Origin of the sequence: Desulfocapsa sulfexigens DSM 10523, assembly GCF_000341395.1 — a bacterium.
Classification (GTDB): Bacteria; Desulfobacterota; Desulfobulbia; order Desulfobulbales; family Desulfocapsaceae; genus Desulfocapsa; species Desulfocapsa sulfexigens.
In genome coordinates, this window is the sequence record NC_020304.1 from 201,026 (window position 1) to 222,941 (window position 21,916).

Below are 21,916 nucleotides of genomic sequence, written 5' to 3' on the forward strand. Positions count from 1 at the left end.
TTTTCTCACTTAAAATTTCTTAAAACCATATCGGTATCACGCCATTCTGGAAGGAGCCTGTCCATATGGCCATAAAACTCTTTATTATGATCGCGCTCAAGCAGATGTACCAGTTCATGGACGACTATCAACTCCAGACACGCATCAGGCTTTTTGGCAAGTTCCAGATTCAACCAGAGGCGGCCTGCCATGACATTGCACGTCCCCCATCGGGTTTTCATCTTCTTTATTCGAAATTCCTTTGCCCGTCGCCCGACCTGCGGCTGCCATTTCGCAAGTAAGGCAGGAATACGACGTTTCAGCTCCTCACGATACCAGGTTTCAAGCACAGTCAATCTCATTTTACTTGTTGTCCCGGGACGGATATGGAGAGTAATCCCGACCAGCGAATCAAAGCTGACGTAATGACGTGCACTGTTTTCCACCACAGTGAGTGGATATTTTCCCCCGAAAAAAGGATGCATTTCACCAGTGACAGCCTTCAAAACGATTGCTACTGGACGTGTCCTGAAATGCTCGCGTTGCTTTTGAATCCAAGGAATTCGATTCGTGACAGCCTGTCGCAAACGTTTATCAGAGGTTCGATGAGGCACCGAGATACGTACCCGACCATCGGGAGCATATACCGCCAGATTGATGTTTTTAACGGATTTTCGCCAGACCTCCACAGGAAGATCGTTGATCACAATATATTCTTTATTCAAACGCTTCTCTTCCACAAAAACAACTAAAGAGTACGGGACGACTTAAATCCAGCCAGACGCCATACCACTAACAAAGACAACAGACTACATTGATTCGCAATGCCCATGGCAATCACGATTAATATATCCTGGAGGACATGGCTGATTATACCGGTAATCCCAGTTTGTACAATCATTCTGGTAGACTGACTGACACCCCCCCCTGCAGTCACCGTTAACAGTTCCGGGAGGGCAGGGTGCGTTGGCTTCGAAATCCCAGTTACTACAGTCATATTGCGGAACATCAGGTGGGGGGCCAACTTGGGTATTACATAGTCTTGGGCCCGGACATGTCTTAAATCTGTTCCCAGTGGTGTCGTCACAGAGTGTTTCGTAGACCTTTCCAGGCTGGCAAACCCCTTGATGTGAATCAAGTCCGAGGACGCGACATGGAGCTCCCCGCCCAGCATAATTGCTGGGTAACACCTGCCATGGTCCTGGACAATCTGCGGCTTGAGCAGTTGAGGAGAAAACGAAAAGACTGGTAGTGAATAACAAATACTTTCTTAGTTGCATGCCACACTCCATTTCGTAGATATTTTCAACTCACCCCTAATAACAGGTATTTCCATTACTGAACAAATACAATTAGCACCAATTATTGTTAAATGAAAGAGAAATATTGGAATCATATTACAGAGAAGTAAACCGAGGGTGAGCTTCAAATTGTACTATCCAAACTCTAACAACAGGGACCTTCTATACCCAGAAAATCATTAATGATTCCACGAACACAGCCCTCACCTGCTTCCACAGCAATTGCACCCGTCGGACAGTTTCGCATGCAGGCTCCGCACTCCATACATACATTACGGGCAGCTATTACAGCTTTTTTTTACTTCCATTTGAAAAACACCATTGCCACAGCTCCAATCCCAGAAGGTCTCGCAATATCCTTCGATCCACTATGCAGTAAACCGTGCCTAGCACATTCCCTGGCTGGCCAGAAGCATATGGCCTTTCTCAGCCTCGGCCAGAGTGATGAACGATGTCTCCAACTCCGTCCCCTGAAGGCGCAAAGCAACGGAACGATATAAGTCATAGGCTGCATGTTCTATTTCCAGAACAATTTCAAGGAGCCGGGCTTCGAAATTATCTTCAATTTTGTGAAGCTTCTCAAGGTGTTCTGCTACGGGTTTTCCTCCTTCAACGATATCGCCGGGAAGAGAGGCGTACAGTTCCTCAAAGGGAGGGATAGTCTCTCCGGTTTTGGCCCACATGGAATAGATCAAACGCGCATGGCCAGTCTCTGCCTGACCAAGTACTTCGATGGTTCTGCGATAGGGAACATCACCAATATCCTGCAACACTGCCTGATAAAATTTTTCGGCTCCCCGCTCAAGATTCATGGCAGTTCTGAATAACACAGAAAGATCTGCGTCAAAATCAAAAACCTGTAAAACAGGATAGTCGGGAACAGTTCTGTCGGTGAAGGAAATAATGCCACCCTCAAGATTGTAAATTTTTTTCTGGAAAAATGGAACCGAGGTGGCAAAAAGCGCTGCGGTACGGGAACGTTTACCGCTATGGCAATAAAAAATAATATCCTTATCAGCTGGAAGCTCGGTCAGGCGGGCATTGATTTCTGCAAGAGGCAGAAGGACACAGCCGGGAATATGCTCCTCTTCATATTCTTCGGGAAAGCGGACATCAACAACAAGATATTCACTTTCGGCCTTCTCTTTCCGAAATTTGCGAAAAGCCTCCATATTCATTTCATAGTAATCATCAAGTTGCATAACGTTTTTCTCTCTTTAATTTGTTTATCGGCGTGTATACCGAGTCACAGGACAAAGCTTTCCCCTCCTTGCCAAGATACGCCTTCACAATACTTTCATCCTGCCACAGGGTTGCCGCATCACACTTGATTACGATCTTTCCGGTTTCCAAAACATAGCCATGGCTTGCCAGCTGAAGGGCGCCCCTGGCATTTTTCCACCAGCAGGATAGTCACCTCTTCCTTATTCAGACAGACAAAAATAGGCATGATCTCCTTGACCAGAAATGGAGCAAATACAAGAATTGGGCTGATAGTAACCATACCCTTGCAAAAGTGATACTGCTACGAAAAATCGCCCCCCCACTCACTATCAAAAGAGTCTACTCAGGCTACAACATTATCTACTGAGAGCTGTTTTTTTGGATCCTTTGCCCTTTGCCTTGACCACGCCCCTTGCCACCCCTTTCTCCAGTAGCCTTTTGCTGTCGTTCCCGGGATCTGTTGGACTCTTGTTCAGTGATTGTACCATCGCCGTCAACATCATATTTTTTCTGGAACAGAGAACCTTTAGCGGATACGTTTTCTCCTGGAATCAGGACAGCAATCATACCGAATGTTCCGAGTACTACCGTAGCAATTAGAACTTTAGTGTATCCCATAGAATACTGTCCCCTGTTTATATTTTACAACCTCTAAGTTTTTTCTTTGGGGGGGGACACATATAACAACAGCCAAAACGAATAATAGCAGTGATTTCTGGAATTTTGCTCAACAACGAAGCATATTTCACCGAAAGGCAAGGCACCAATAAAATCGAGATCAAACTGCAGTAAACACCCCACTTACAGTCATCCCTTTCATACACCATTTCATATCTCGTAAAAATTCCCTGAAACCGGTTAAATTGTTTGACTTTTGAAATGCACAGGCATATCCTTCAAACACCACAACGTATCCGCACGGAGAATATAATTAGAGACCGACTGTTAATCAGATTTCCCCATTCTCCATGCTGTTTTTTTGTACTATTATTTTTTATTCATCCCACTCAACCACATTATATAAACGATTATGAAATGGTCTAACCTTAAACTTTCGGCAAAGTTTGGTCTTATTTTTGGCAGCGCTTTTATTTCTTTTATCCTGGTCCTTCTTTTTTACCAGCGTACTGTCACCCAAACAACGGGAGGATTCAAGGATCTTATTACTACTGAAGTTGCCATTGCTTCCCATGCAACTGCAATTAATGGAAGTATGCAGCAGGCGCGACGGCTTGAAAAAGAATTCCTGCTCAGCAAGGATTTACTCTATAAAGAAAATCTGCTGGAAACCCTTAAGGGGCTGAAAGACGAGGCAGCTAGAATAAAAGATCTGGCTCGAGACACAGAAAGCAATACCGCTACTCTCGCTACTGAAATCCTAAGCCAGGTGACCATTTATCAACAGGCCTTCGAGAAACTGGTTTCCTCCCAAATGACAAACGGTCTCGACAGCAACTCTGGCCTGCAGGGAGAGTTTAAAGCATTAGCTCTGCAGGTTGCCAAAAATCTGAAAAAGCATCAGGTGAGTGATTCCTACCTTGCCCTTTTGCAGATGCGCCGTTTTGAAAAGGAATATGTCCGTACCAAATCGGAACGTCATATGGCAAAGTTACTGGAATCCATTGATACTTACGAAACGTCACTAGACACCCTTGAAGATGAAGAGGATTTGTATGATGACCAGATTGAAAAGCTCTCTGCCTATCAGGAAGCTGTAAACAACTACGCACAATCACCAGACGAATCCACACTGAGAGAACTGCAGACCACGGCGGTGGATTTGGAGGCAGGCTTGAATCATCTCTATGTTCCAAATGCCAGGATTCAACTTCTCCTCCTGAGACTGACCGAAAAAAATTACATCATCACTCGAATGAAAAAATACGGTGTAGCCACTCTTGAAGCCGCAGAAACCATTCAAGACATCTTTGATGAATCCAATGCGGATCCTAAGTATATCGAAATCATTAACGCTGATCTCACAGCCTACAGTGAAACTTTCTCTGCCTTGATGGCCAATGATGTACAGATAGTCGAAGCACTGCTAGTGATGAGTGGAGCCGCAAAAAAAGTGGAACCACTGGTAGCTGAGATCATGGATCAAGCCAACCAGGGAAAAGAAGCACAAATCACCAGCACTTCTGCTAAAGCCCAGAAAATGGGCATGCTTGCCATAAGCATTGGCCTCTGCGTAGTCCTGATATCAGGTATTTTCACATTTTTCACCATCCGTTCGATTGTTGCCGAATTGAAGCGTGGTGTTGATTTTGCGAAACAAATGTCTTTAGGGGACTTCACCACCACTCTCACGATCAATCGTCGTGACGAGATCGGAACCCTCGGTGAAGCGTTGAACAACATGGTTTCCGGTATTCGTGAGATGTTTACAGAAATCTCCCAGGGAGTGGCTCACCTGTCTTCCTCTTCAGATGAGTTATCCACTATTTCTCATCAAATGTCTGACGGCGCAGAACTCTCTTCCCAGAAGTCAAATAGCGTTGCAGCTGCTGCTGAAGAGATGAGTGTCAATATGGATTCGGTAACACTGGCTAGTGAAAATGCCACCAACAATGTCAATATGATTGCTGCTGCCGTAGAAGAAATGAATGTTACGGCTCAGGATATAGCCCGTCAGACCGAAAAAGGTCAGAAAATCTCGCACGATGCGACAAAACGCATCAATATCTCCTCCGGGATGATAGAACAACTGGGTCAGGACATTTTCGAAATCAACAAGGTCACCGAAGCTATTAATGAAATTTCTGATCAAACAAATCTACTCGCCCTGAATGCTACAATCGAAGCTGCGAGAGCAGGTGATGCCGGAAAGGGTTTTGCCGTAGTGGCCAATGAAATCAAAGAGCTGGCCAAACAGACCTCTGCCGCCACCCAGGAAATCAAACAGCACATAGAAAGCATTCAAGGTTCTACAGGAAAAACTGTGGATGAAATAAAGGGAGTTGCAGCCGTTGTGGCAGAAGTTGATACAATCGTTTCTAGCATTGCCCTTTCCATGGAGGAACAGACAGCCACCAATCAGGAAGTTGCAGGTAATATCGCCGAGGTATCGGAAGGAATGGTGGAGGTCAATGAAAACGTAGGCCAAAGTTCGTTGGTGGCAGGGGAAACCGCAAAAGACATTGCCGAGGTTAGCCGAATAGCCCAGGAAATCATGGCCAACGGAAACAAAGTGAATCTCAGCGCTGGTGACCTTGCCAGCCTGGCATCAAAACTCAAGAAACTTATGCAGCGTTATAAACTGTAGAGAGTGGCGAAGGGAAAAAAACGGGTTCCTGCAAAACTGCAGAGACCCGTTTTTTTATTGATTCTACCAGGCCAGATTGCCATGAGCCTGAACTACGGCTGGCTACCGCTGATCTATGTTGGTCTTTTTGAGATGAGTATTACCTTTGCCCTCTGGCTGACAGCCCTGCAATTGGCCGCTTCGGCAGCCAGAATAGGAATTCTTATCTATATAACCCCGTTTTTTTCTCTTCTAATCCTGAAAACCGTTGTGGAAGAACAGATCCATCCAGCCACTTTTATCGGAATTGCTTTGATTATCGGCAGTATTTTATTCCAGAGCTGGCGACCAGAAGAAAGACAGCAGCACAATAAAACTTCCCTATGAAATATTATCTCTATGCGATGGGGGCAATCCTCTGCTGGGCAAGCCTTCCGGCCGCCACCGGATCAGGACTGACAGAGCTTTCAACGGAAGAGCTGATGTTCTTCAGTTTTAGCAGTGCAGCTGTTTTCCTCTATGCACAGGACGTTCTTTTGACACGTTCTTTCACTGTTTATATTCCAAATCTGAAAGCTATTCTGCTCGGAGTCTGGGGTATTTTTATCTACCATTACATCTATTATATGGCGCTTGGCCGCGCGCCTTTAGCCGAAGGCGCAATACTGGCCACCACATGGTCATTCTGGATAGTGGTATTTTCTTCGATAATTCTTTTTAGAAAATTGAAAATCTCCATAGTGATTACTGCTTTTGCGGGAATGATCGGGGTAGGAATTGTTATTGCATCCGGCAAGGATCTCAGCTTCAGCGGTGACTATATGCAGGGATATCAGCTTGCCCTGGCCTGTGGTCTGATCTGGTCGAGTTTTTCGGTGGCACTCGGCCATGTAAGAATACCAAGAGAGCCGATGACGTTTTTCACCATTATAGCAGCCCTCCTTTCAGCTCTGCTCTACGTACTCACCATGCCCCACGGAGTACCGTCACCCAAAGCCATCCGTGCAGCCGTCTATCTCGGCTGTGTTCCACTGGGCTTATCCTTCTTTTTGTGGAACCGTGCGGTTACCAGGGGAAATATGGTTATAATTGGTTTTCTCAGCTACCTCACCCCGCCCCTTTCAGTTCTGCTGGTGGCCCTGATTCATGGAACAACGGTTACTTCCCAGGTTCTGCTTGGAATGGCCATTATTATCATGGCTTCAATTGGTGGCCGCTTCGCTCTTTCACACTCTGGCCGAAGAAAAAAGCCTCTCAGATAAACAAAGAGAGCAAAGAAAGACTGGCAAAGGACAGGAGAATCCCCCAGCCCACGAGAGCAGCCGTCAGCCTCGGAGCAAATCCTGCACTCATGGCCATGGCCCCCGCAGTAACCATGGGTGGCATTCCCGCCTCAAAGATGGCAATTCGTGCTTCGGGACCATCAAGCCCCAGTAGCCGGCAGATCAGAAGAGCTGCAAAGGGAGCAATAAGGAGTTTTGCGATCAGCCCGAAACAAAAGGGGAAGGTCTGGCCCGGTGCCAGTCTGATTTTCAGCTGCAAGCCAATGGCAAACATAACCACGGGAACCAACGAAGAGGCAATGAGAGACAGACTCCCTGCAATCGCCGGATGCTGCAATGGCTTTGCTAAAAGAAGAGCAGCAAGTAGCGCCAGAAATGGTGGAAAAGTAAAAATCTTTTTGAGGATGGCGCCTGCACTCTGACGCTGCTGTTCACTGTAGAACGCCAGCACAAAGGAACCATAGGTTGAGAGAGCAAGAAACGACCCGAACTGATCATAGATTATCCCGTAGGAGACCATCTCTGTGCCCCAGAAAGCCTCGATCATTGGAATACCCAGAAATGACGTATTCCCCAGAGGAACCGTAAGAAGAAGCACCACCGTGACTTCACTTGACCAGGCAAAAAGGCGGCTGGCAATAAAGACAAGAGCAGCTCCCAGAGACGTCATCAGCCAGGGTATAATAAGAAGAACAAACAGATCTGTTGAAAAGGAGAGCGTAGGTACCTGACGCAGGATAAGGGCCGGAAGAGCAACCCAGATAACATAGAGGTTCAGGGTCACAGGCGCATTATCGGCAAAAATTGTCAATCTTTGCAACCCCATGCCGACAGCAAGACAGATAAAAATAAGAATAAAATTTTCCATAAGTCAGAAACTCAATATTTATGATGAAAGACGAAAGATCAGGCGGACGAATTGCAAAATATTTTCACAATCGTCAGAAATATCGTATAATACACCATGTATAAAATACTTATGAGTGATTCGCCTCAAAAACTTGAACTTGAAGTTCAAAGATATTTAAAAAATGGATGGTCCGTTGCCGGCGGGGTTGCTATCTCACCTGCATCAATCTATTTCCAGGCGGTATTCAACTCCACCAAAATTAAATTTCATCAAAAGAAATAACCATAAGTCAACACTTACAACATCTCATTACTTCCAATTTCCTAAACGAAACATATCCCGTTTTCATCGACCATCGATGCGCTGAATCCTATAGAGAGTTAAAAAGACCCAAATCGGTACACTTCATGGATTGATTCTCGTTGAAGTAATTCCATTTAAGTGGTATTTCTCTGGTCTAAGTGCAATGATATTGCTGGAATTACCTTTTTTCAAATTCACAGTATCCTTAGTAAATGTTCTCCATGTCAATTATGTTTTTTACTGTGAAACTGTGACTTCCCTTTCTTTTATACTCTAACAGTTATGGATATAGCGCCACAACAACACTGGACTCTACGAAAACAGTTACGAACGCTCTTCCTGCTCGCTCTCACCTTTGTTGCATTTTGCTTTCTCTTTGGGTTATGGCGCGTTCAGCAATTCAATCACCACCGTATGGAGATCCAGAATTCCTCCCTGAGACTGCAGCAAAATCTCAAAGCCAATTTTGACAAGACAAAAGCTATTGGCCGTATTCAAACCCAGTTGCGTCTCTACATGCAATCCGGAAAAAAGGAGCACCTCAGCGAAACCAAAAGTGAAGCAGAAGCTCTTCTTGAAGAAATCACAGAAGAAAACAAGAATATACTTCTTCAGTTCCTTAAAAAGGTTGATATCCTTGAGGTACGACTTGACAGCCTGAGTGAAAATAATATCAAAATTTTTCAGGCCGAAAAAAATATCCTGACCAAATCTGGTCAAATTATCAAAACATTGCCCCCAGAGCAGTACTTCAAGTTACGTGCTGTTGTGAGCGACGCCTGCCTTGAGCATCACCATCTCTATGTAACGTCCATCATAAGCAACCAAAGTGATACCCTGATTCGAATTCAGCAGCAATTCTCCGAGTTATATGATGAGGTGGACAAACAGCTTGTGGCATTGATGGCTGTGCTTCCAGAATCTTCCCGTGCCGGAATGGAAAGCCTTCGTGATGAATATTTCACCCTTGAAGATGGTGTACAGACTGTAACTTCAATCCGTATCACCATTACTGAAACTCAGAATCAGACAGTGAAGGTTCTGGAACAGATCAATTCTGCCATAACCACAACATCACTGGATCAGGAGGGAGAGTCTGCTCGTCTCATGGCTGACGGTCTCAGCCTGGCTCAAAGAAATCTGGTTATAATGTCAGTAAGTCTTGTGCTTGCCGCGCTCATGTTCGCGATCATCGCCTTTTTCCTCCATACCAGAATGATCAGGCCACTGGTCGATTTTATTGAACTGCTGCGCCGCATGACAGCACTTCTTGCCGGAATGCGGACAAAACAGGTATCCGAAGATGAAAACTTCCTCTCTCTTTCCAATATGTCAGACAAACGCCATGATGAGATCGGGGAAGTAGCCGAGGCAGTCAAACGACTGATTCTGCGTTTACGTGAACTATCCATATTCAGGCAGACCATTGAAGCTGATGAGATGACAAGCGAAATTTATACCCGCCTGGCTCGAATTTTTATGCATAAGCTGGGGCTTGATACGTTTATCATTTACGAAAAAAATTCAAAATCAAAGGGGATGCTCCCTATCTACTGTCAACCTCCTGAGATCGAGGAGGACTTACCGGACTTCAGTGTAGCTGACAGGTGTCGGGCACAGCGAACCGGAACCCTTATTACCTCTCAGGATGATCTTTTAATCTGCAAGCAGTTTCCTCTTCATGATGTAATGCATCATGTTTGTATTCCCATGATGGTAGGTGGACAGGTCATTGGTGTGGTGCAGTTTTTGTATTCAATAGATCTTTCCCGGAGTGAGCACCTGAAAATCACGAGGGCTATTGAAGAGGCTCGACACTATATTCTTGAAGCCCTGCCGGTGCTGCAGAGCAAACATCTTGCAGAAAAGCTTGAAGAGATGGCAACAGAGGATCAGCTCACCGGATTATATAACAGGCGCTATCTTGAATCGTCCCTTGAACAGATCGTAGCCGGTGTACAGCGACGTCAGACAAAGCTTGGAGTTCTGATGTGTGATATGGACTATTTTAAACAGGTAAACGACAATTACGGACATGACGCCGGCGATGCAGTACTTATCCAGTTGGCTCAACTGTTGTCCGATTCTGTCAGAAAATCTGATATGGTTATTCGTTTTGGAGGGGAGGAATTTCTTATTCTGCTGGTTGATTGCCAGGATTCCCAGGCAGCTCAGCTAGGAGAAAAAGTACGAAAAGTAGTCGAGGAGCACAAGTTCCAGATCGGTGGTCAGTCCATACAAAAAACTTTGAGTATTGGGGTCTCGGAATTCCCCATTGACTCCGCCAAAGGAATCTGGGAAGTGATCAAACACGCTGATGTTGCACTTTACAAGGCTAAGGAACAGGGAAGAAACAGGGTGGTTGAATTCAACCTGGAAATGTGGCCCGGTGATTCCTACTAACAGCCGTTACAGGCTCAACAACACCCCCGTATTAATAATTTGACTGCATACCAAGCGCAGCCATTTTTGTTCGTCATCAGAATCCCCCTGCCCATATCAGATATGATCTGCACAGGGGGATTTTCTTTTATTCCATCCTGATTCTCCAGCCATTTGTCCGACTAGATACTCAAAAGGACGGACTAGAAGCGGACATCCATCAGAAAATAGTAGTTATCAAGGGTTGCATCAGACTCAATGGGGGCACCAATATGCTGTCCACTCCCGCTGTAATCGTAATCAATATGGATATATCCTGCTCTGAAGAACAGGTACCTGTTTATCGGCTGGATGTAATAGAGATCATAGACACTGCCCCTGGTTGCCAGTTTGTTGAAAAGGTCGGGCGTCCCCATGGTCATGCTAAACCAGTATTCAGACCCTTTGTTGTACTCAAAACCAATTTTAGGCATATTGAGAGCTTCAATCGGCATGGTATAACGTAAACCGGTATAAAAGGAATACCCCGAGTGATTCGACTGTCCGTCAGATGATAAGAGTCCGAATGCCCCCAAAGGCGCATTTCCATTTGCCTTACTCCGATTACCACCATAGGAAAAGAAAAGGTCCAGTCCAGTGGCTGCGATATCAGAGGCCTGCAAGTGTATCCCCCAGAGATCCATATCCCCAAGATCCACATTGGCCATGCCGGTTTCATAGAGGTTGGGGCCAGTAAGGTAAAACGGAAGATCCCACACTTTGGCATAACTTAACACCGCAAGACTGTTTTTTAAGCCTGGAATCTTTGTTTCAAAAAAGGTGGCTGCCATGGTTGAATCGCCGGCCTCACCGTCATCAAAGAAAGGAAAAGCTGAGCCAGTATTATTGTCATCGTCTGAGTGGTAGGCCTTTCCGTAGGCAAAACGCCACCCGGCCTCCTTGAGACCGGTATAACGATCAAGACCAAAGGTCACTACAATTCCATCATTTTCACCATCAAAAAGCAGGGCAGGATATGTTGATTGACGCAGCCTGTTTTCTCTGTACTCAAAAGGAGGTCCTTCAGTGGACGGATGGCGGCCAACGGTAATTGCAAGAGGAATTGGGAATCCTGAAGGAATCCAGTCAACATACGCTCTGTCTACCCAGAGGTTACTGCTTCCAGGGCGATGACCACGATTAAAATCATTCAGCATATATGAAGCGCTGGCATCATCGCTGTCTCCCCAGTTTTTATACATCGCCAGGCGACCATGAAATTGAAGGGAGTCTGAAATTTCTGCCTCCATGTTGATGCGAAAGCGGTTTGTCCAGTTGTTGGAGTCACTCTCCTTGTCATGATAAGTCATTGCTGCACCCATGGCCTGCGTCGGGCTCATACCCGCCATCACGTTCTGCTGAAAACCCGTCATGTCAATGGTGTTATAATTTTTTGCCCTATAATTATCAGCTCTTACCCGAAGTTCTGCACCAAAATTCATTTTATTCTGGACACTTTTGGTCTCAAGATCATCAATAGTGTTGTAAATAATATTGATGTCTTCTGTTACTTTTTCATAATGGGCTTCTGGAACGTTCACGGCCCGCTGAGGAGTTGATTCAAGAATTTCAACGCGCCGCTGCAGGGCATCCAGTCTGTTCATTATCGCCTTATAGTCTTCTGCCGGGATGGTTACAGTTTCACCCTCAGCATATGCACTGCCAGCCATAGTCAGCATCATGCCAACACTTACCAGAGTCTTCTTCATCTCTGTCCTCCTGCTGTTCACTTTAGCGAAAATCGGATTACCCGCAATTTTGTTCATCATTATTTGCCTTGTTTGGGAATAATCGCAGCAACAGGATGATCACTACCTGCTGCATGATTCTGTAAAAACACAACGATCTGATTCATTTCATCAGCATTGATTGTTCCATTAAGATCTCCGGGGTGCCTATCTCGTTTAAAATACTTAGCCCAGACAACACCAGCTTTAGCTGCCGGGTTGACAGGTTCTGCCCCTCCTCCCTTCTTGTGACACGAACCGCATCTTTCGAGAAATATATCAAGGTCACTGGCAACTACCATGGAAGACAGGAGCAAAAAGAAACACGCTGTCACTGCAGTATATATAAACTTTTCGTTCAATCAACGTGCCTCCGGCTTTGATTATTTTGGAATTGCTGCAGCCACCGGGTGATCACTATCCGCGGCATGCTCCTGGAGGAATCCAAGAATAGTCATCATTTCATCATTGCTGATCCGAACTGAAAGGTCAACGGGATGTCGTCCCCGCTTAAAATACTTACTCCAGACGACTCCAGCTTTGTCAGCAGGATTAACCGGAGCAGCTTCACCACCTTTTTTATGACATACGCCACATTTCTGGACAAAGACTGTTGCGGCATCATCGGCAAATGCAGGGGTGAGCATCACCAGTGACAACACGATACAGCCAAAAAGAATTTGAAACCTCATCCATGTCCTCCTTTCCCTTATTGAAACTTGAGCTGCCGGTAAAAAGTTTCTGTTTTGAGGGCTTATTACTTTCTCCAATCCAAATACCGGGACAGGGGTGAAACAACCTGGTAAGTGACAAGAATTTACTTTCCATTATAAAAGTACCAAGAAGAAAAACACACTCCAATCGCTTAAAACACCCTATAATACTCCCATTCAATCGGCAAGATCAAAAAGTTGGATTCCCAAAAATCCTGTAAAACAATCCATATAGTATGTAAAATCAAAGATGCGCAAAGCGACAATGATGCGATCACCTTGCCTATTCGTATATAAAATGATACGACTATCCCATGCAAAAGAGTCAATGTATATGGCGAAATAGCAACTGCCTGTTTTTGTATTATGACGCAAGTGCATTTGGAATTACGAGAAAATAGACTATGAAGCCATCACAGCATGGTATCTGGATTCTACCTGAAGACTATGTACCTTCAGACCTAAAGCATTCCTTTTCCGATACGTTTATTGTGCGAACCGGTTCTGTGAAAAAAAGTAGCCGGATCTGGTATGACACCTTTGACTGGCGCCTTTTTCGCAAAAAACAGAGGCTGACCAGTGACGGGAGCAACTGGGTCCTTGACGATTTTCAGGGACGGCAACTTGCTGTTTTGGAAAGTCCACGGAAGTCATTTCGTTTTTCCTGGCAGTTTCCCGATTCTCCACTTCGACAATCCCTTGAAAAAACATTGGATGTCCGGGGAGTTCTCCAAATTTGTGTTGAAGAGCTTGAGTCTTATTCGTTAAACCTGTGTAATACAGATGAAAATATTGTTGTCTTTCTGGATATTCAGCAATCAACGAACAGGCTGACTCGAAGCAAGAGGAGTGTCGCGCATATTAAGGAGATGCGCGGCTGTGGCAAAAGGTTCAAAAGAGCTGTCAAAATTCTTGAAAGCTCAGGTGCAGTGCAAGTAAGCAGCATTGCTGACCTATTCCCTTTTGTTCTTGAAGGAAGTGGCCGTAAGGCCCTGGATTATAATTCCGGCTATGCTGTCCCCCTAGCACCTGAGCTAAGGAGTATTGACGCGATTCGAAAGATTCATGCATTCTTACTGGAATGTATGCGTCGGAATGAAGAAGGGGTTATTACTGACCTTGATTCGGAATTCCTTCATGATCTGCGGGTGGCGGTACGAAGAACTCGTTCTGCCTTGACCCTGTTCAAGGGGGTACTTGCAACTGATATAACGGATCGTTTCAAAGAGGATTTTCACTATATTGGCCAAATTACCGGATCGGTTCGAGACCTGGATGTCTATCTGCTCAATGAGAAGCAGTACAAGGATAGTGTACCTGAGCGTTTGCAACAGGGATTGACCTATTTTTTTGATAACCTTACAGAGAGCAGAAAAGAAGAACAACGAAAGCTTGTCAGTTCTATACGTAGCAAACGGTATCAACAGATCCTGACAGACTGGTCTCAACTGCTTGACAAAGAGAGTCTCCTGCCTGCAGCGGAAAAGGGTGATATACCCATTGCTGTCCTTGCTGGAAAAATAATCCATAAGCGGTTTCGCAGAGTCTTACAGGATGGTCGCAATATCCATCGAGGTACACCGGATATTGCACTGCATAAACTGCGTATCCAGTGCAAGAAACTCCGTTACTGCCTCGAATTTCTCGCCCCTCTCTATGGGCCAAAACAGATGAAACAGTTTATTCGACAGCTCAAGATGTTGCAGAATAATCTTGGTGATTTTAATGATCTCTCTGTACAGCAGCAGATACTTGCTAAGTATCTGTCAACAATCAAACCCGGTACCAGGAAGTCCGTGGAATTGGCGGCATCCATAGGTGGACTCATGACTAGCCTTGCTGCACAGCATCAGTGGACAAGGGATCATTTCGAGAAGACGTTTACCCACTTCTGTTGCCCCAAAAATATGGCGCTTTATCAAAAGATTTTTGATTGACCTTCCACTACTACAGCTACCTGAAGAGTGGATAGCAACAACCACAGGTCACTCACCTCTCCATGCAAAACCTCTTAGAACATTCCTCAAAAAAACATTAAAAACAAGGGGCTTTTTAATGGGTGCCCCCTTTTCTTTTTGACTCGCCGATGAGATTCAAGAAAAAAAATACCTGGATCAGACAACTAACGCAAACAAAACTACTTGTCACGCCCAAATGGAGGTAACAAATGATTCTACGACCCTTATTTCAGGCACTCATTCTGTCATGTCTCTCAGTTCTATACTGTAGCATAACCATTGCGAATGAAAGAGCAGTTACTCCACAGGTACTTTCAAGACCAACGAACACGACCGTAGAGTCAAGCCATAGTCAGTCAAAAGATTTCAGGAAAGGTCCGCCTAACAAGCTTCAACCAATAAGTACATTACCCGAAAAGCTCACTCCCATGGGGTATTGTTGTAAAAATGGTAAAATCACACGGTCAACAACAGATGTATGCAAAAAAGAACATGGAACATTCTACCGTACAGAAAAAGCCGCTACAGAACAATGCAATGGCTACTGCTGTAGCAATTTCACCATTGTCAAGACAAGCCAACAAAAATGCAAAGCCACTCAGGGGAAATTTTTTCCGGGAAAACAGCAGGCAGTTCAGTTTTGTGAGCACCAGAAAGGTTACTGTAGCGCCGGTGGAGATATTCTGCGACTGACTCAGAATCAGTGCGAAAAACAGAAGGGCTTATTTTTCACCAACTATTCTCTTGCAAGACAAAACATTTTAAAAATAAAGCAACAAGCTCTTGTCCAAAAGAAATCCGGGCAAGATCTCCAATCGACACAATCGCCTCAACAACTGAGTGGTCTGCGCACTACACTGTCTGACCTTTACCTGTCTCAGAGAAAGTGGTCCGCACAACCAAAATTTGGTGATAAAATTGGCTACTCCCCACTACTCAACTTGACGGTGAAAAACCAAGGGACGGCAACTTCCTCCCAAACAAACATACAAATAGTCGCGGAGCAGGCTCCTGGGGGCGTGACTGCTTCTGACACCAACATCTTACAGATGTCAATACAGATCCCTCCACTACATCCCGGCAAGACCTTCTCCTTTGCCTGGCCTCAGCCCTCGGAAGAAAAGTGGAGAAAAGGCAACTATCGCATTCGCCTCTCTATTCCAGTTGATCCCGGTGGAGAATCTGATGCGACAAATAACGAGGTTATCATATATTTCACATGTCAATCAAACACTCCAATGTTCCAAGCAACAGCGCACCCAGGGCTTTCAACAAGTATAAACGCACCGCTTATTAGCAGCAGTAAACCAGATCTCACTGTCACTCTTCAAGCTCCAGATACAATACTCTATCACGAATTCCTCTACACTTTTCGAGGCCAAGTAAGCAACATTGGTACTGCTATCGCGCCCAAGTCCGAGGTGTCATTAGGACTACTTGGCTCGGGAGTGATACCTGTAGACAGCCAGAATATTCCTGCATTAGGCACTACTATGGGTGTATTACCAACTAGCATTTTTTTAGAGCTTAAGGGCACGATCTCCTCAAGTTGCAACGGTTCAAGACAACTGTTCCTACAGGTAGATCCCGCCAATTTAATAGATGAGGCAAACGAAGACAACAATATCATAGCTTTTGATGTCGAGTGTCGAAAACCACAGTATCTCAGTTACGATCTCGGTCTATTCGAAAAGGGATCACAGGAGGCATATGGTCTCAAACATATCGGATACACACATGAGCCTGTCAATTATTCCATAAAAGTCTATAACTTCCGCAACAATTCAGTATCTCCGGAAACACAACTTACGGTATCCTGTGATGTAGAATCTGACCAAACTGTTGTAATCAAACCGATCAGTGCCTCAGACAGCACGATCAACTACCGTGAGTTCCATTTCACAAATAGTTGGGCAACAAACGGTAACTACCAATGTCAGGCAAAATTATCTGATGTAGCAGGATTCACGGATTCAGATACAAGTAACAACCAAATGTCTTTTTCAGTCCAGATTACAGGCCATTTACCGGGACAATAGTCACAGAATTGTCCGATGAATGATACACCCTGTGAACTCTGGTCTCACAGGGTGATTTGAAAGTACGGGAAAAAGAAGCGGTTCTAATCTTAAAACCACTGTATCTGACGGCCTATTCGAACGCGACAAGTAACCATAATCAAAAATGGTTATGACTATTTTTGAAAAATTTTGAACTAAAACGAATTTTGAGCTAAAACGAAAAATGGGTTAAGCCAAATTATTGACTTAACCCATTGATATTCAAGTGGTGCCGGGACCAGGAATCGAACCAGGGACACACGGATTTTCAGTCCGTTGCTCTACCGACTGAGCTATCCCGGCACCTTATGTGCAGTGCTATTTACTGAACATTACACTTTGTGTCAACTGATTTTCTTCTGAAAAAGACTAATCAAGAGAAAGAGAGATACCATCCAGACTTCCAGATGATTTTTCTTTCTGAGGAGCAGGAGCTGCATCCAGTCCGTCAAGTTCCAAATCCAGGCTCAATTCATCCAGATCACTATTTTCTTCAACGATATCTCCGGGTGACAAATCTATATCATCAAGAGACAACGACAGGTCATCATCGACAGTACTGGATCCGGAATTCAAGCCCAGATCCAAATCGAGGCCGTCCAGATCCAGATCTTCATCCAGACTCATTTCATCGTCCAGTGAAAGATCCATCCCGGATGAAACGGAAGCAACAGGGCCATCAGTCTCACCAGGCGGGGCAAGATCAGAGATATCAGCTAATTCATCGGGGACAGCAAGTGTGGCGGGAGCAGCAGGTTCATCTTCTGAAAAATCAAAATCGTCACCGTCATCGAGATCAAAATCAAAGCCGTCTTCACTTTCTCCATCACTTTCAGGCTCAAGTAGAAAATCATTATCCGAATCCTGAGTGGCAAAAGCGGTTCCCTCTTCACTCTCATCTTCATCAACAAGAATATCCAGATCAGGATCAGAGAAGTCATAATCATCCTCTGCATAGTCTTCACCCATACTAATGGTTCCGCTGTCCTCGTCGACAGGATCAGGCTCCGGCGGTGAATTTTTGTCTGGAACTCTTAGGAAGGAGGGTGCTGCAGCATGATACGTTGTGCCTGCAACGCTAGTGCTCCCTGAAATATCTTTCTTACATTTCAGACAACTCTCCATATGATCAAATGAGATATAACCACACTTAGGACAACGCATATTTGGACACCTTCGCTGGATTTTATTTACACTTTTTCTGTATCGAGACAAAAAATAATTATCTTCGCGTACTAGATCTTGTCATTATGGCACATCTTTCCCCAAAGAATCAAGAAATTTTCTATTATACAGGGCTGTTGCTTCAGAGAAAAGGGATCAGGGCAGTATCTGCCAATCCATGCCGATGTCACAGGAGGGGGCAGAATGGGTAAGCGCACCCACCGAAATAATATCAACCCCGGTGGCAGCAATACCCGCCACCGTATCCAGATTCACGCCGCCGGAGGCCTCAACCAGAGCCCTTCCATCAATCATGGCCACAGCCTGTTTCATGGTTTCAAGATCCATATTGTCGAGCATGATGATATCTGCATGGCACTCCAGACATTCACGCACCTGATCCAGAGTATCGGTTTCCACCTCAATCTTTATGGTGTGCGGAACCTTTTCCCGTAGTATCTGAACTGCCTGTGTCAGGGAACCACGGGCCGCAATATGGTTGTCTTTAATGAGCACACCATCACTGAGATTGAAACGATGATTATAGCCGCCCCCAACACGGACGGCATATTTCTCAAGCATACGCAGGCCCGGAGTGGTTTTGCGGGTATCGGTTATTCGTACGGGAAAGAGCTTTGTTTTTTCAACAAAACGGGCTGTGAGGGTCGCGATGCCGGAAAGGCGCTGCAGCAGGTTTAAAGCGACGCGCTCTGCCTTAAGCAGATCGACCACAGGGCCAGACACCATAAGAAGAATATCCCCAGGGGAAACCACGCGTCCATCATTTACTGCCCCAGTACATTGAATTTCAGGATTCTGCAGCGAGAACACCTGCGCTGCCACGCTGTCTACTCCGGCAGCGACAAAAGATTCCCTGGCAACAAGACGGGCACAGCCCTGTTCGTCTTTCCCGAATAATGGCTCACTGCTCAGATCACCATTTCCGATATCCTCACGGAGAAATGATCTCAGCAGGCTGGTGAGCAGATCTTTATCCAATTTCCGCGAGCCTCTTTTCAGCTTCAGCTATCTTAGCAAGCGTTGCCTCGAGCTCCGCACGTTTTCCCTCTTCCTTCGCAACAATCTCAGCTGGAGCATTGGCCAGAAATTTCTTGTTTCCAAGCTTGCCATTGATTTGTTTCAGGGATTTTTCTATCTTGTTACGTTCACGCTCAAGCTTCTCTCGTTCTTTTTCCACATCAACCAGGCCTTTGAGCGGCACGTACATTTCGATGTCCTGATAAATATAGGTGGCGGCATCGCTTGGTTTATCCCCTTCTGCTGCAACAGTTAATGATTCAAGCCGTGTCATTGAGGAGATGGCAGGGGAGAATGTTTCAATCAGTGTTCTTTTCTGAGAATCAGCGCAGAGCACAAAGGCGTCGATCTTGGCTGAAGGATGGACATCGGCTTCAGAACGAATATTCCGAATTCCGGTGATTACTCCCATAAGGAGCTCCACCTGGTTCTCAACACTATCATTCTGCCAATCATGAACAACAGGAAAGTCGCTGGTCACAAGCATTGAGCGATCCCCCGGCAGTACACTCCAGATTTCCTCGGTGACAAAGGGGGTAATGGGATGAATCAACTTAAGAATGGTCTCCAGAACGTACAGTAGAACGCCTCGTGCCTGATCACGCAGGGTTTCATCCTTGCTGAAAAGATCTGCCTTGCTCCACTCCAGATACCAGTCACAGAATTCATGCCACACAAACTGATAAATCACCGAAGCAGCGTCATTAAAACGATATTCATCAAGCGCCCTGCGCACAGCTGCAGTGGTCTTCGCCGTTCTGCTTAATATCCATTGATGGATAAGAGGCAGGTCAGCTGGAGTGTTTACCACCTCGGTGATTGAGGCGTCACATTCCTCAACATGCATCAGGGTAAAACGGGCGGCATTCCAGAGTTTATTGATAAAAAAACGATATCCCTCAATGCGTTCTTCATCGAGTTTTATCTCACGCCCCTGGGCCGCAAAAGCAGTGAGGGTAAAGCGCATGGCGTCGGTTCCATACTGTTCCATGATAACCAGCGGATCAATAACGTTCCCTGTTGACTTGGACATCTTCTTTCCATGCTTGTCACGAACCAGAGCATGAAGATACACATCTTTAAAGGGTACCTCATCCTCCATAAAGTGAAGGCCGAACATCATCATCCTGGCCACCCAGAAAAAGAGGATATCAAAAGATGTTATCAGTACGGAGGTGGGATAAAACGTCTGCAATTCCTTGGTGTTTTCAGGCCATCCCATTGTGGAAAAAGGCCAGAGAGCCGAGGAAAACCAGGTATCTAGAACATCGGTTTCCTGCTCAATAGCAGAAGAACCACACTTGGAACACTTCGTGGGATCAACGGTCTCCACCATTAACTCGCCACAGTCCTTGCAGGTCCAGGCAGGAATACGGTGTCCCCACCAGATCTGGCGGGAAATGCACCAGTCCCGAATATCTCCCATCCATGAATAGTAGGTGTTATACCAGGTTTTTGGATAGAGAGTGATGCGTCCATCGCGCACCGCAGAAACAGCCTTCTCGGCAAGAGGTTTCACCGAAACAAACCACTGCAGCGAGGTGGTGGGCTCCACTACCGTGGAACAGCGATAACACTGCCCTACGGCATGGTCGTAATCTTCAATTTCTTTAAGAAATCCCTGATTTTTCAGATCTTCTACGATCTTTTTCCTGCAATCAAACCTATCAAGCCCCTCATATTTTCCGGCCTTGGCATTCATATTGCCAAAATCATCCATTACCTTCAGGATAGGAAGAGAATGACGGAGACCAATTTCATAATCATCACGATCATGAGCAGGAGTTACTTTCAGGGCACCGGTTCCGAAATCTTTCTGTACGTGGTGATCAAAGACAATGGGAATTGTTCGATCTGTGAGTGGCAGGTTAATCCCCACATCAGCAAGATGCGAATAGCGTTCGTCATCGGGATGAACTGCCACAGCAGTATCACCAAGCATGGTTTCCGGCCGTGTTGTTGCAACCACCACATGACCCGAGCCATCGGCAAAGGGATAACGGATATGATAGAGTTTTCCCTTCTTGTCTTCATGCTCCACTTCATCATCAGCAAGTGCGGTGTGACAACGTGGGCACCAGTTTACAATATAGTCGCCCTTATAGATCAAGCCATCATTATAAAGCTTCACAAAGGCATCACGCACAGCGGTGGAAAGTCCTTCATCCATGGTGAAGCGTTCCCGCTCCCAGTCACAGGATGCACCCAGGCGTTTTAGCTGGTTGATGATGGTTCCACCTTTTTCTCTGCGCCACTCCCATACCCGCTCTATAAAAGCCTCTCGCCCCAGATCATGGCGTCCCTTGCCTTCTGTGGCAAGTTGTCGTTCGACTACATTCTGAGTTGCAATGCCCGCATGGTCAGTGCCGGGAACCCAGAGGGTGTTGTCGCCACACATTCGATGATAGCGCACCAGCACGTCCTGCATGGTATTGTTCAAGGCATGACCAACGTGCAGAACACCAGTCACATTCGGAGGTGGAATAACAACGGAAAACGATGGCTTACCCTCTTCCATCTTCGCTCTGAACGAACCGGCTTCTGCCCAACGTTCCAGCCACTTTTCTTCTACATTGTCATACTGATAACTTTTTGCCAGAGTCTTTTTATCATTCATATCTTGTTAACAGCTATTAATTTATTGTAATTTT

General features: G+C 45.6%; 19 protein-coding genes and 1 tRNA gene. 6 read left to right on the forward strand and 14 right to left on the reverse strand.

The genetic code is table 11. From position 1 onward, the window contains the following. Positions 1–5: 5 nt before the first annotated feature. From UWK_RS00820 to UWK_RS00840, 6 genes are all read right to left on the reverse strand, one after another. On the reverse strand, positions 6–704 hold the full coding sequence (locus UWK_RS00820; protein ID WP_167320694.1) for a M48 family metallopeptidase: 699 nt from the start codon (positions 702–704) through the stop codon (positions 6–8). Between the two features lie 23 nt (positions 705–727). Continuing rightward, a complete protein-coding gene (locus UWK_RS19180) occupies positions 728–976 on the reverse strand; it encodes a hypothetical protein (protein ID WP_153304783.1) in 249 nt (82 codons plus the stop codon). Between the two features lie 449 nt (positions 977–1,425). Continuing rightward, positions 1,426–1,566: a 4Fe-4S binding protein gene (locus UWK_RS18865; protein ID WP_265588646.1), complete on the reverse strand. Its 141-nt coding sequence runs from the start codon at positions 1,564–1,566 to the stop codon at positions 1,426–1,428. 100 nt (positions 1,567–1,666) lie between these two features. Beyond that, positions 1,667–2,482 carry a rhodanese-like domain-containing protein gene (locus UWK_RS00830; protein WP_015402451.1) on the reverse strand — a complete coding sequence of 272 codons (816 nt, stop codon included), beginning with the start codon at positions 2,480–2,482 and terminating at the stop codon, positions 1,667–1,669. A gap of 119 nt (positions 2,483–2,601) precedes the next feature. Further along, positions 2,602–2,784, reverse strand: coding sequence for a hypothetical protein (locus UWK_RS00835; protein WP_041916253.1), 183 nt, complete (start codon positions 2,782–2,784; stop codon positions 2,602–2,604). 80 nt (positions 2,785–2,864) lie between these two features. Beyond that, entirely contained in the window at positions 2,865–3,122 is a 258-nt protein-coding gene (locus tag UWK_RS00840) for a hypothetical protein (protein ID WP_015402452.1), read from the reverse strand. A gap of 412 nt (positions 3,123–3,534) precedes the next feature. On the opposite strand from UWK_RS00840, the gene UWK_RS18010 reads away from it, so the two are divergent. The 3 genes from UWK_RS18010 to UWK_RS00855 are packed head-to-tail and all read left to right on the forward strand — an operon-like array spanning position 3,535 to position 7,010. Next, entirely contained in the window at positions 3,535–5,769 is a 2,235-nt protein-coding gene (locus tag UWK_RS18010; RefSeq protein WP_015402453.1) for a methyl-accepting chemotaxis protein, read from the forward strand. Between the two features lie 3 nt (positions 5,770–5,772). Further along, positions 5,773–6,135, forward strand: coding sequence for a DMT family transporter (locus UWK_RS00850; RefSeq protein ID WP_153304785.1), 363 nt, complete (start codon positions 5,773–5,775; stop codon positions 6,133–6,135). After that, a complete protein-coding gene (locus tag UWK_RS00855; protein WP_015402455.1) occupies positions 6,132–7,010 on the forward strand; it encodes a DMT family transporter in 879 nt (292 codons plus the stop codon). Before UWK_RS00850 ends, UWK_RS00855 begins: the two co-directional genes overlap by 4 nt. On the opposite strand, the gene UWK_RS00860 is transcribed toward UWK_RS00855, so the two are convergent. Beyond that, positions 7,003–7,899: an AEC family transporter gene (locus UWK_RS00860; RefSeq protein ID WP_015402456.1), complete on the reverse strand. Its 897-nt coding sequence runs from the start codon at positions 7,897–7,899 to the stop codon at positions 7,003–7,005. The genes UWK_RS00855 and UWK_RS00860 overlap by 8 nt on opposite strands. Before the next feature lie 567 nt (positions 7,900–8,466). Between UWK_RS00860 and UWK_RS18015 the strand changes: the two genes are divergently transcribed. Beyond that, a complete protein-coding gene (locus UWK_RS18015; RefSeq protein WP_015402457.1) occupies positions 8,467–10,587 on the forward strand; it encodes a sensor domain-containing diguanylate cyclase in 2,121 nt (706 codons plus the stop codon). 182 nt (positions 10,588–10,769) lie between these two features. On the opposite strand, the gene UWK_RS00870 is transcribed toward UWK_RS18015, so the two are convergent. The 3 genes from UWK_RS00870 to UWK_RS00880 are packed head-to-tail and all read right to left on the reverse strand — an operon-like array spanning position 10,770 to position 13,024. Then, positions 10,770–12,314 carry a putative porin gene (locus UWK_RS00870; RefSeq protein ID WP_015402458.1) on the reverse strand — a complete coding sequence of 515 codons (1,545 nt, stop codon included), beginning with the start codon at positions 12,312–12,314 and terminating at the stop codon, positions 10,770–10,772. Positions 12,315–12,373: 59 nt separating this feature from the next. Then, positions 12,374–12,694, reverse strand: a complete 321-nt coding sequence (locus tag UWK_RS00875) for a hypothetical protein (RefSeq protein WP_041916254.1) — start codon at positions 12,692–12,694, stop codon at positions 12,374–12,376. Between the two features lie 21 nt (positions 12,695–12,715). Next, the gene (locus UWK_RS00880; protein WP_015402460.1) at positions 12,716–13,024 is read right to left on the reverse strand and encodes a hypothetical protein; all 309 of its coding nucleotides are present in this window, start codon (positions 13,022–13,024) and stop codon (positions 12,716–12,718) included. Between the two features lie 425 nt (positions 13,025–13,449). Here UWK_RS00880 and UWK_RS00885 point away from each other — a divergent pair, with 425 nt between their 5' ends. Continuing rightward, positions 13,450–14,982: a CHAD domain-containing protein gene (locus UWK_RS00885; RefSeq protein ID WP_015402461.1), complete on the forward strand. Its 1,533-nt coding sequence runs from the start codon at positions 13,450–13,452 to the stop codon at positions 14,980–14,982. A 230-nt stretch (positions 14,983–15,212) separates the two neighbouring features. After that, positions 15,213–17,042 carry a CARDB domain-containing protein gene (locus UWK_RS00890; protein ID WP_015402462.1) on the forward strand — a complete coding sequence of 610 codons (1,830 nt, stop codon included), beginning with the start codon at positions 15,213–15,215 and terminating at the stop codon, positions 17,040–17,042. 248 nt (positions 17,043–17,290) lie between these two features. Here UWK_RS00890 and UWK_RS00895 read toward each other — a convergent pair. The 4 genes from UWK_RS00895 to UWK_RS00910 all read right to left on the reverse strand — a co-directional run bounded on the left by UWK_RS00895 (position 17,291) and on the right by UWK_RS00910 (position 21,882). Beyond that, positions 17,291–17,366 (reverse strand) — tRNA-Phe (locus tag UWK_RS00895). A 66-nt stretch (positions 17,367–17,432) separates the two neighbouring features. Then, entirely contained in the window at positions 17,433–18,227 is a 795-nt protein-coding gene (locus UWK_RS00900; protein ID WP_015402463.1) for a hypothetical protein, read from the reverse strand. A 156-nt stretch (positions 18,228–18,383) separates the two neighbouring features. Further along, positions 18,384–19,226, reverse strand: a complete 843-nt coding sequence (gene nadC, locus UWK_RS00905; protein WP_015402464.1) for a carboxylating nicotinate-nucleotide diphosphorylase — start codon at positions 19,224–19,226, stop codon at positions 18,384–18,386. Further along, positions 19,219–21,882: a valine--tRNA ligase gene (locus UWK_RS00910; protein ID WP_015402465.1), complete on the reverse strand. Its 2,664-nt coding sequence runs from the start codon at positions 21,880–21,882 to the stop codon at positions 19,219–19,221. Before UWK_RS00910 ends, nadC begins: the two co-directional genes overlap by 8 nt. Between the last annotated feature and the right edge of the window lie 34 nt (positions 21,883–21,916).

Excerpts from the sequence above, each read along its gene's own strand:
- UWK_RS00900 (WP_015402463.1), bottom strand. The coding sequence starts at position 18,227 with ATGCGTTGTCCTAAGTGTGGTTATATCTCATTTGATCATATGGAGAGT.
- UWK_RS00890 (WP_015402462.1), top strand. The coding sequence starts at position 15,213 with ATGATTCTACGACCCTTATTTCAGGCACTCATTCTGTCATGTCTCTCA.
- UWK_RS00855 (WP_015402455.1), top strand. The coding sequence starts at position 6,132 with ATGAAATATTATCTCTATGCGATGGGGGCAATCCTCTGCTGGGCAAGC.
- UWK_RS18010 (WP_015402453.1), top strand. The coding sequence starts at position 3,535 with ATGAAATGGTCTAACCTTAAACTTTCGGCAAAGTTTGGTCTTATTTTT.
- UWK_RS00885 (WP_015402461.1), top strand. The coding sequence starts at position 13,450 with ATGAAGCCATCACAGCATGGTATCTGGATTCTACCTGAAGACTATGTA.
- UWK_RS00840 (WP_015402452.1), bottom strand. The coding sequence starts at position 3,122 with ATGGGATACACTAAAGTTCTAATTGCTACGGTAGTACTCGGAACATTC.
- UWK_RS00880 (WP_015402460.1), bottom strand. The coding sequence starts at position 13,024 with ATGAGGTTTCAAATTCTTTTTGGCTGTATCGTGTTGTCACTGGTGATG.
- UWK_RS00910 (WP_015402465.1), bottom strand. The coding sequence starts at position 21,882 with ATGAATGATAAAAAGACTCTGGCAAAAAGTTATCAGTATGACAATGTA.
- UWK_RS00830 (WP_015402451.1), bottom strand. The coding sequence starts at position 2,482 with ATGCAACTTGATGATTACTATGAAATGAATATGGAGGCTTTTCGCAAA.
- UWK_RS00870 (WP_015402458.1), bottom strand. The coding sequence starts at position 12,314 with ATGAAGAAGACTCTGGTAAGTGTTGGCATGATGCTGACTATGGCTGGC.
- UWK_RS00860 (WP_015402456.1), bottom strand. The coding sequence starts at position 7,899 with ATGGAAAATTTTATTCTTATTTTTATCTGTCTTGCTGTCGGCATGGGG.
- UWK_RS19180 (WP_153304783.1), bottom strand. The coding sequence starts at position 976 with ATGACTGTAGTAACTGGGATTTCGAAGCCAACGCACCCTGCCCTCCCG.
- UWK_RS00835 (WP_041916253.1), bottom strand. The coding sequence starts at position 2,784 with ATGGTTACTATCAGCCCAATTCTTGTATTTGCTCCATTTCTGGTCAAG.
- UWK_RS18015 (WP_015402457.1), top strand. The coding sequence starts at position 8,467 with ATGGATATAGCGCCACAACAACACTGGACTCTACGAAAACAGTTACGA.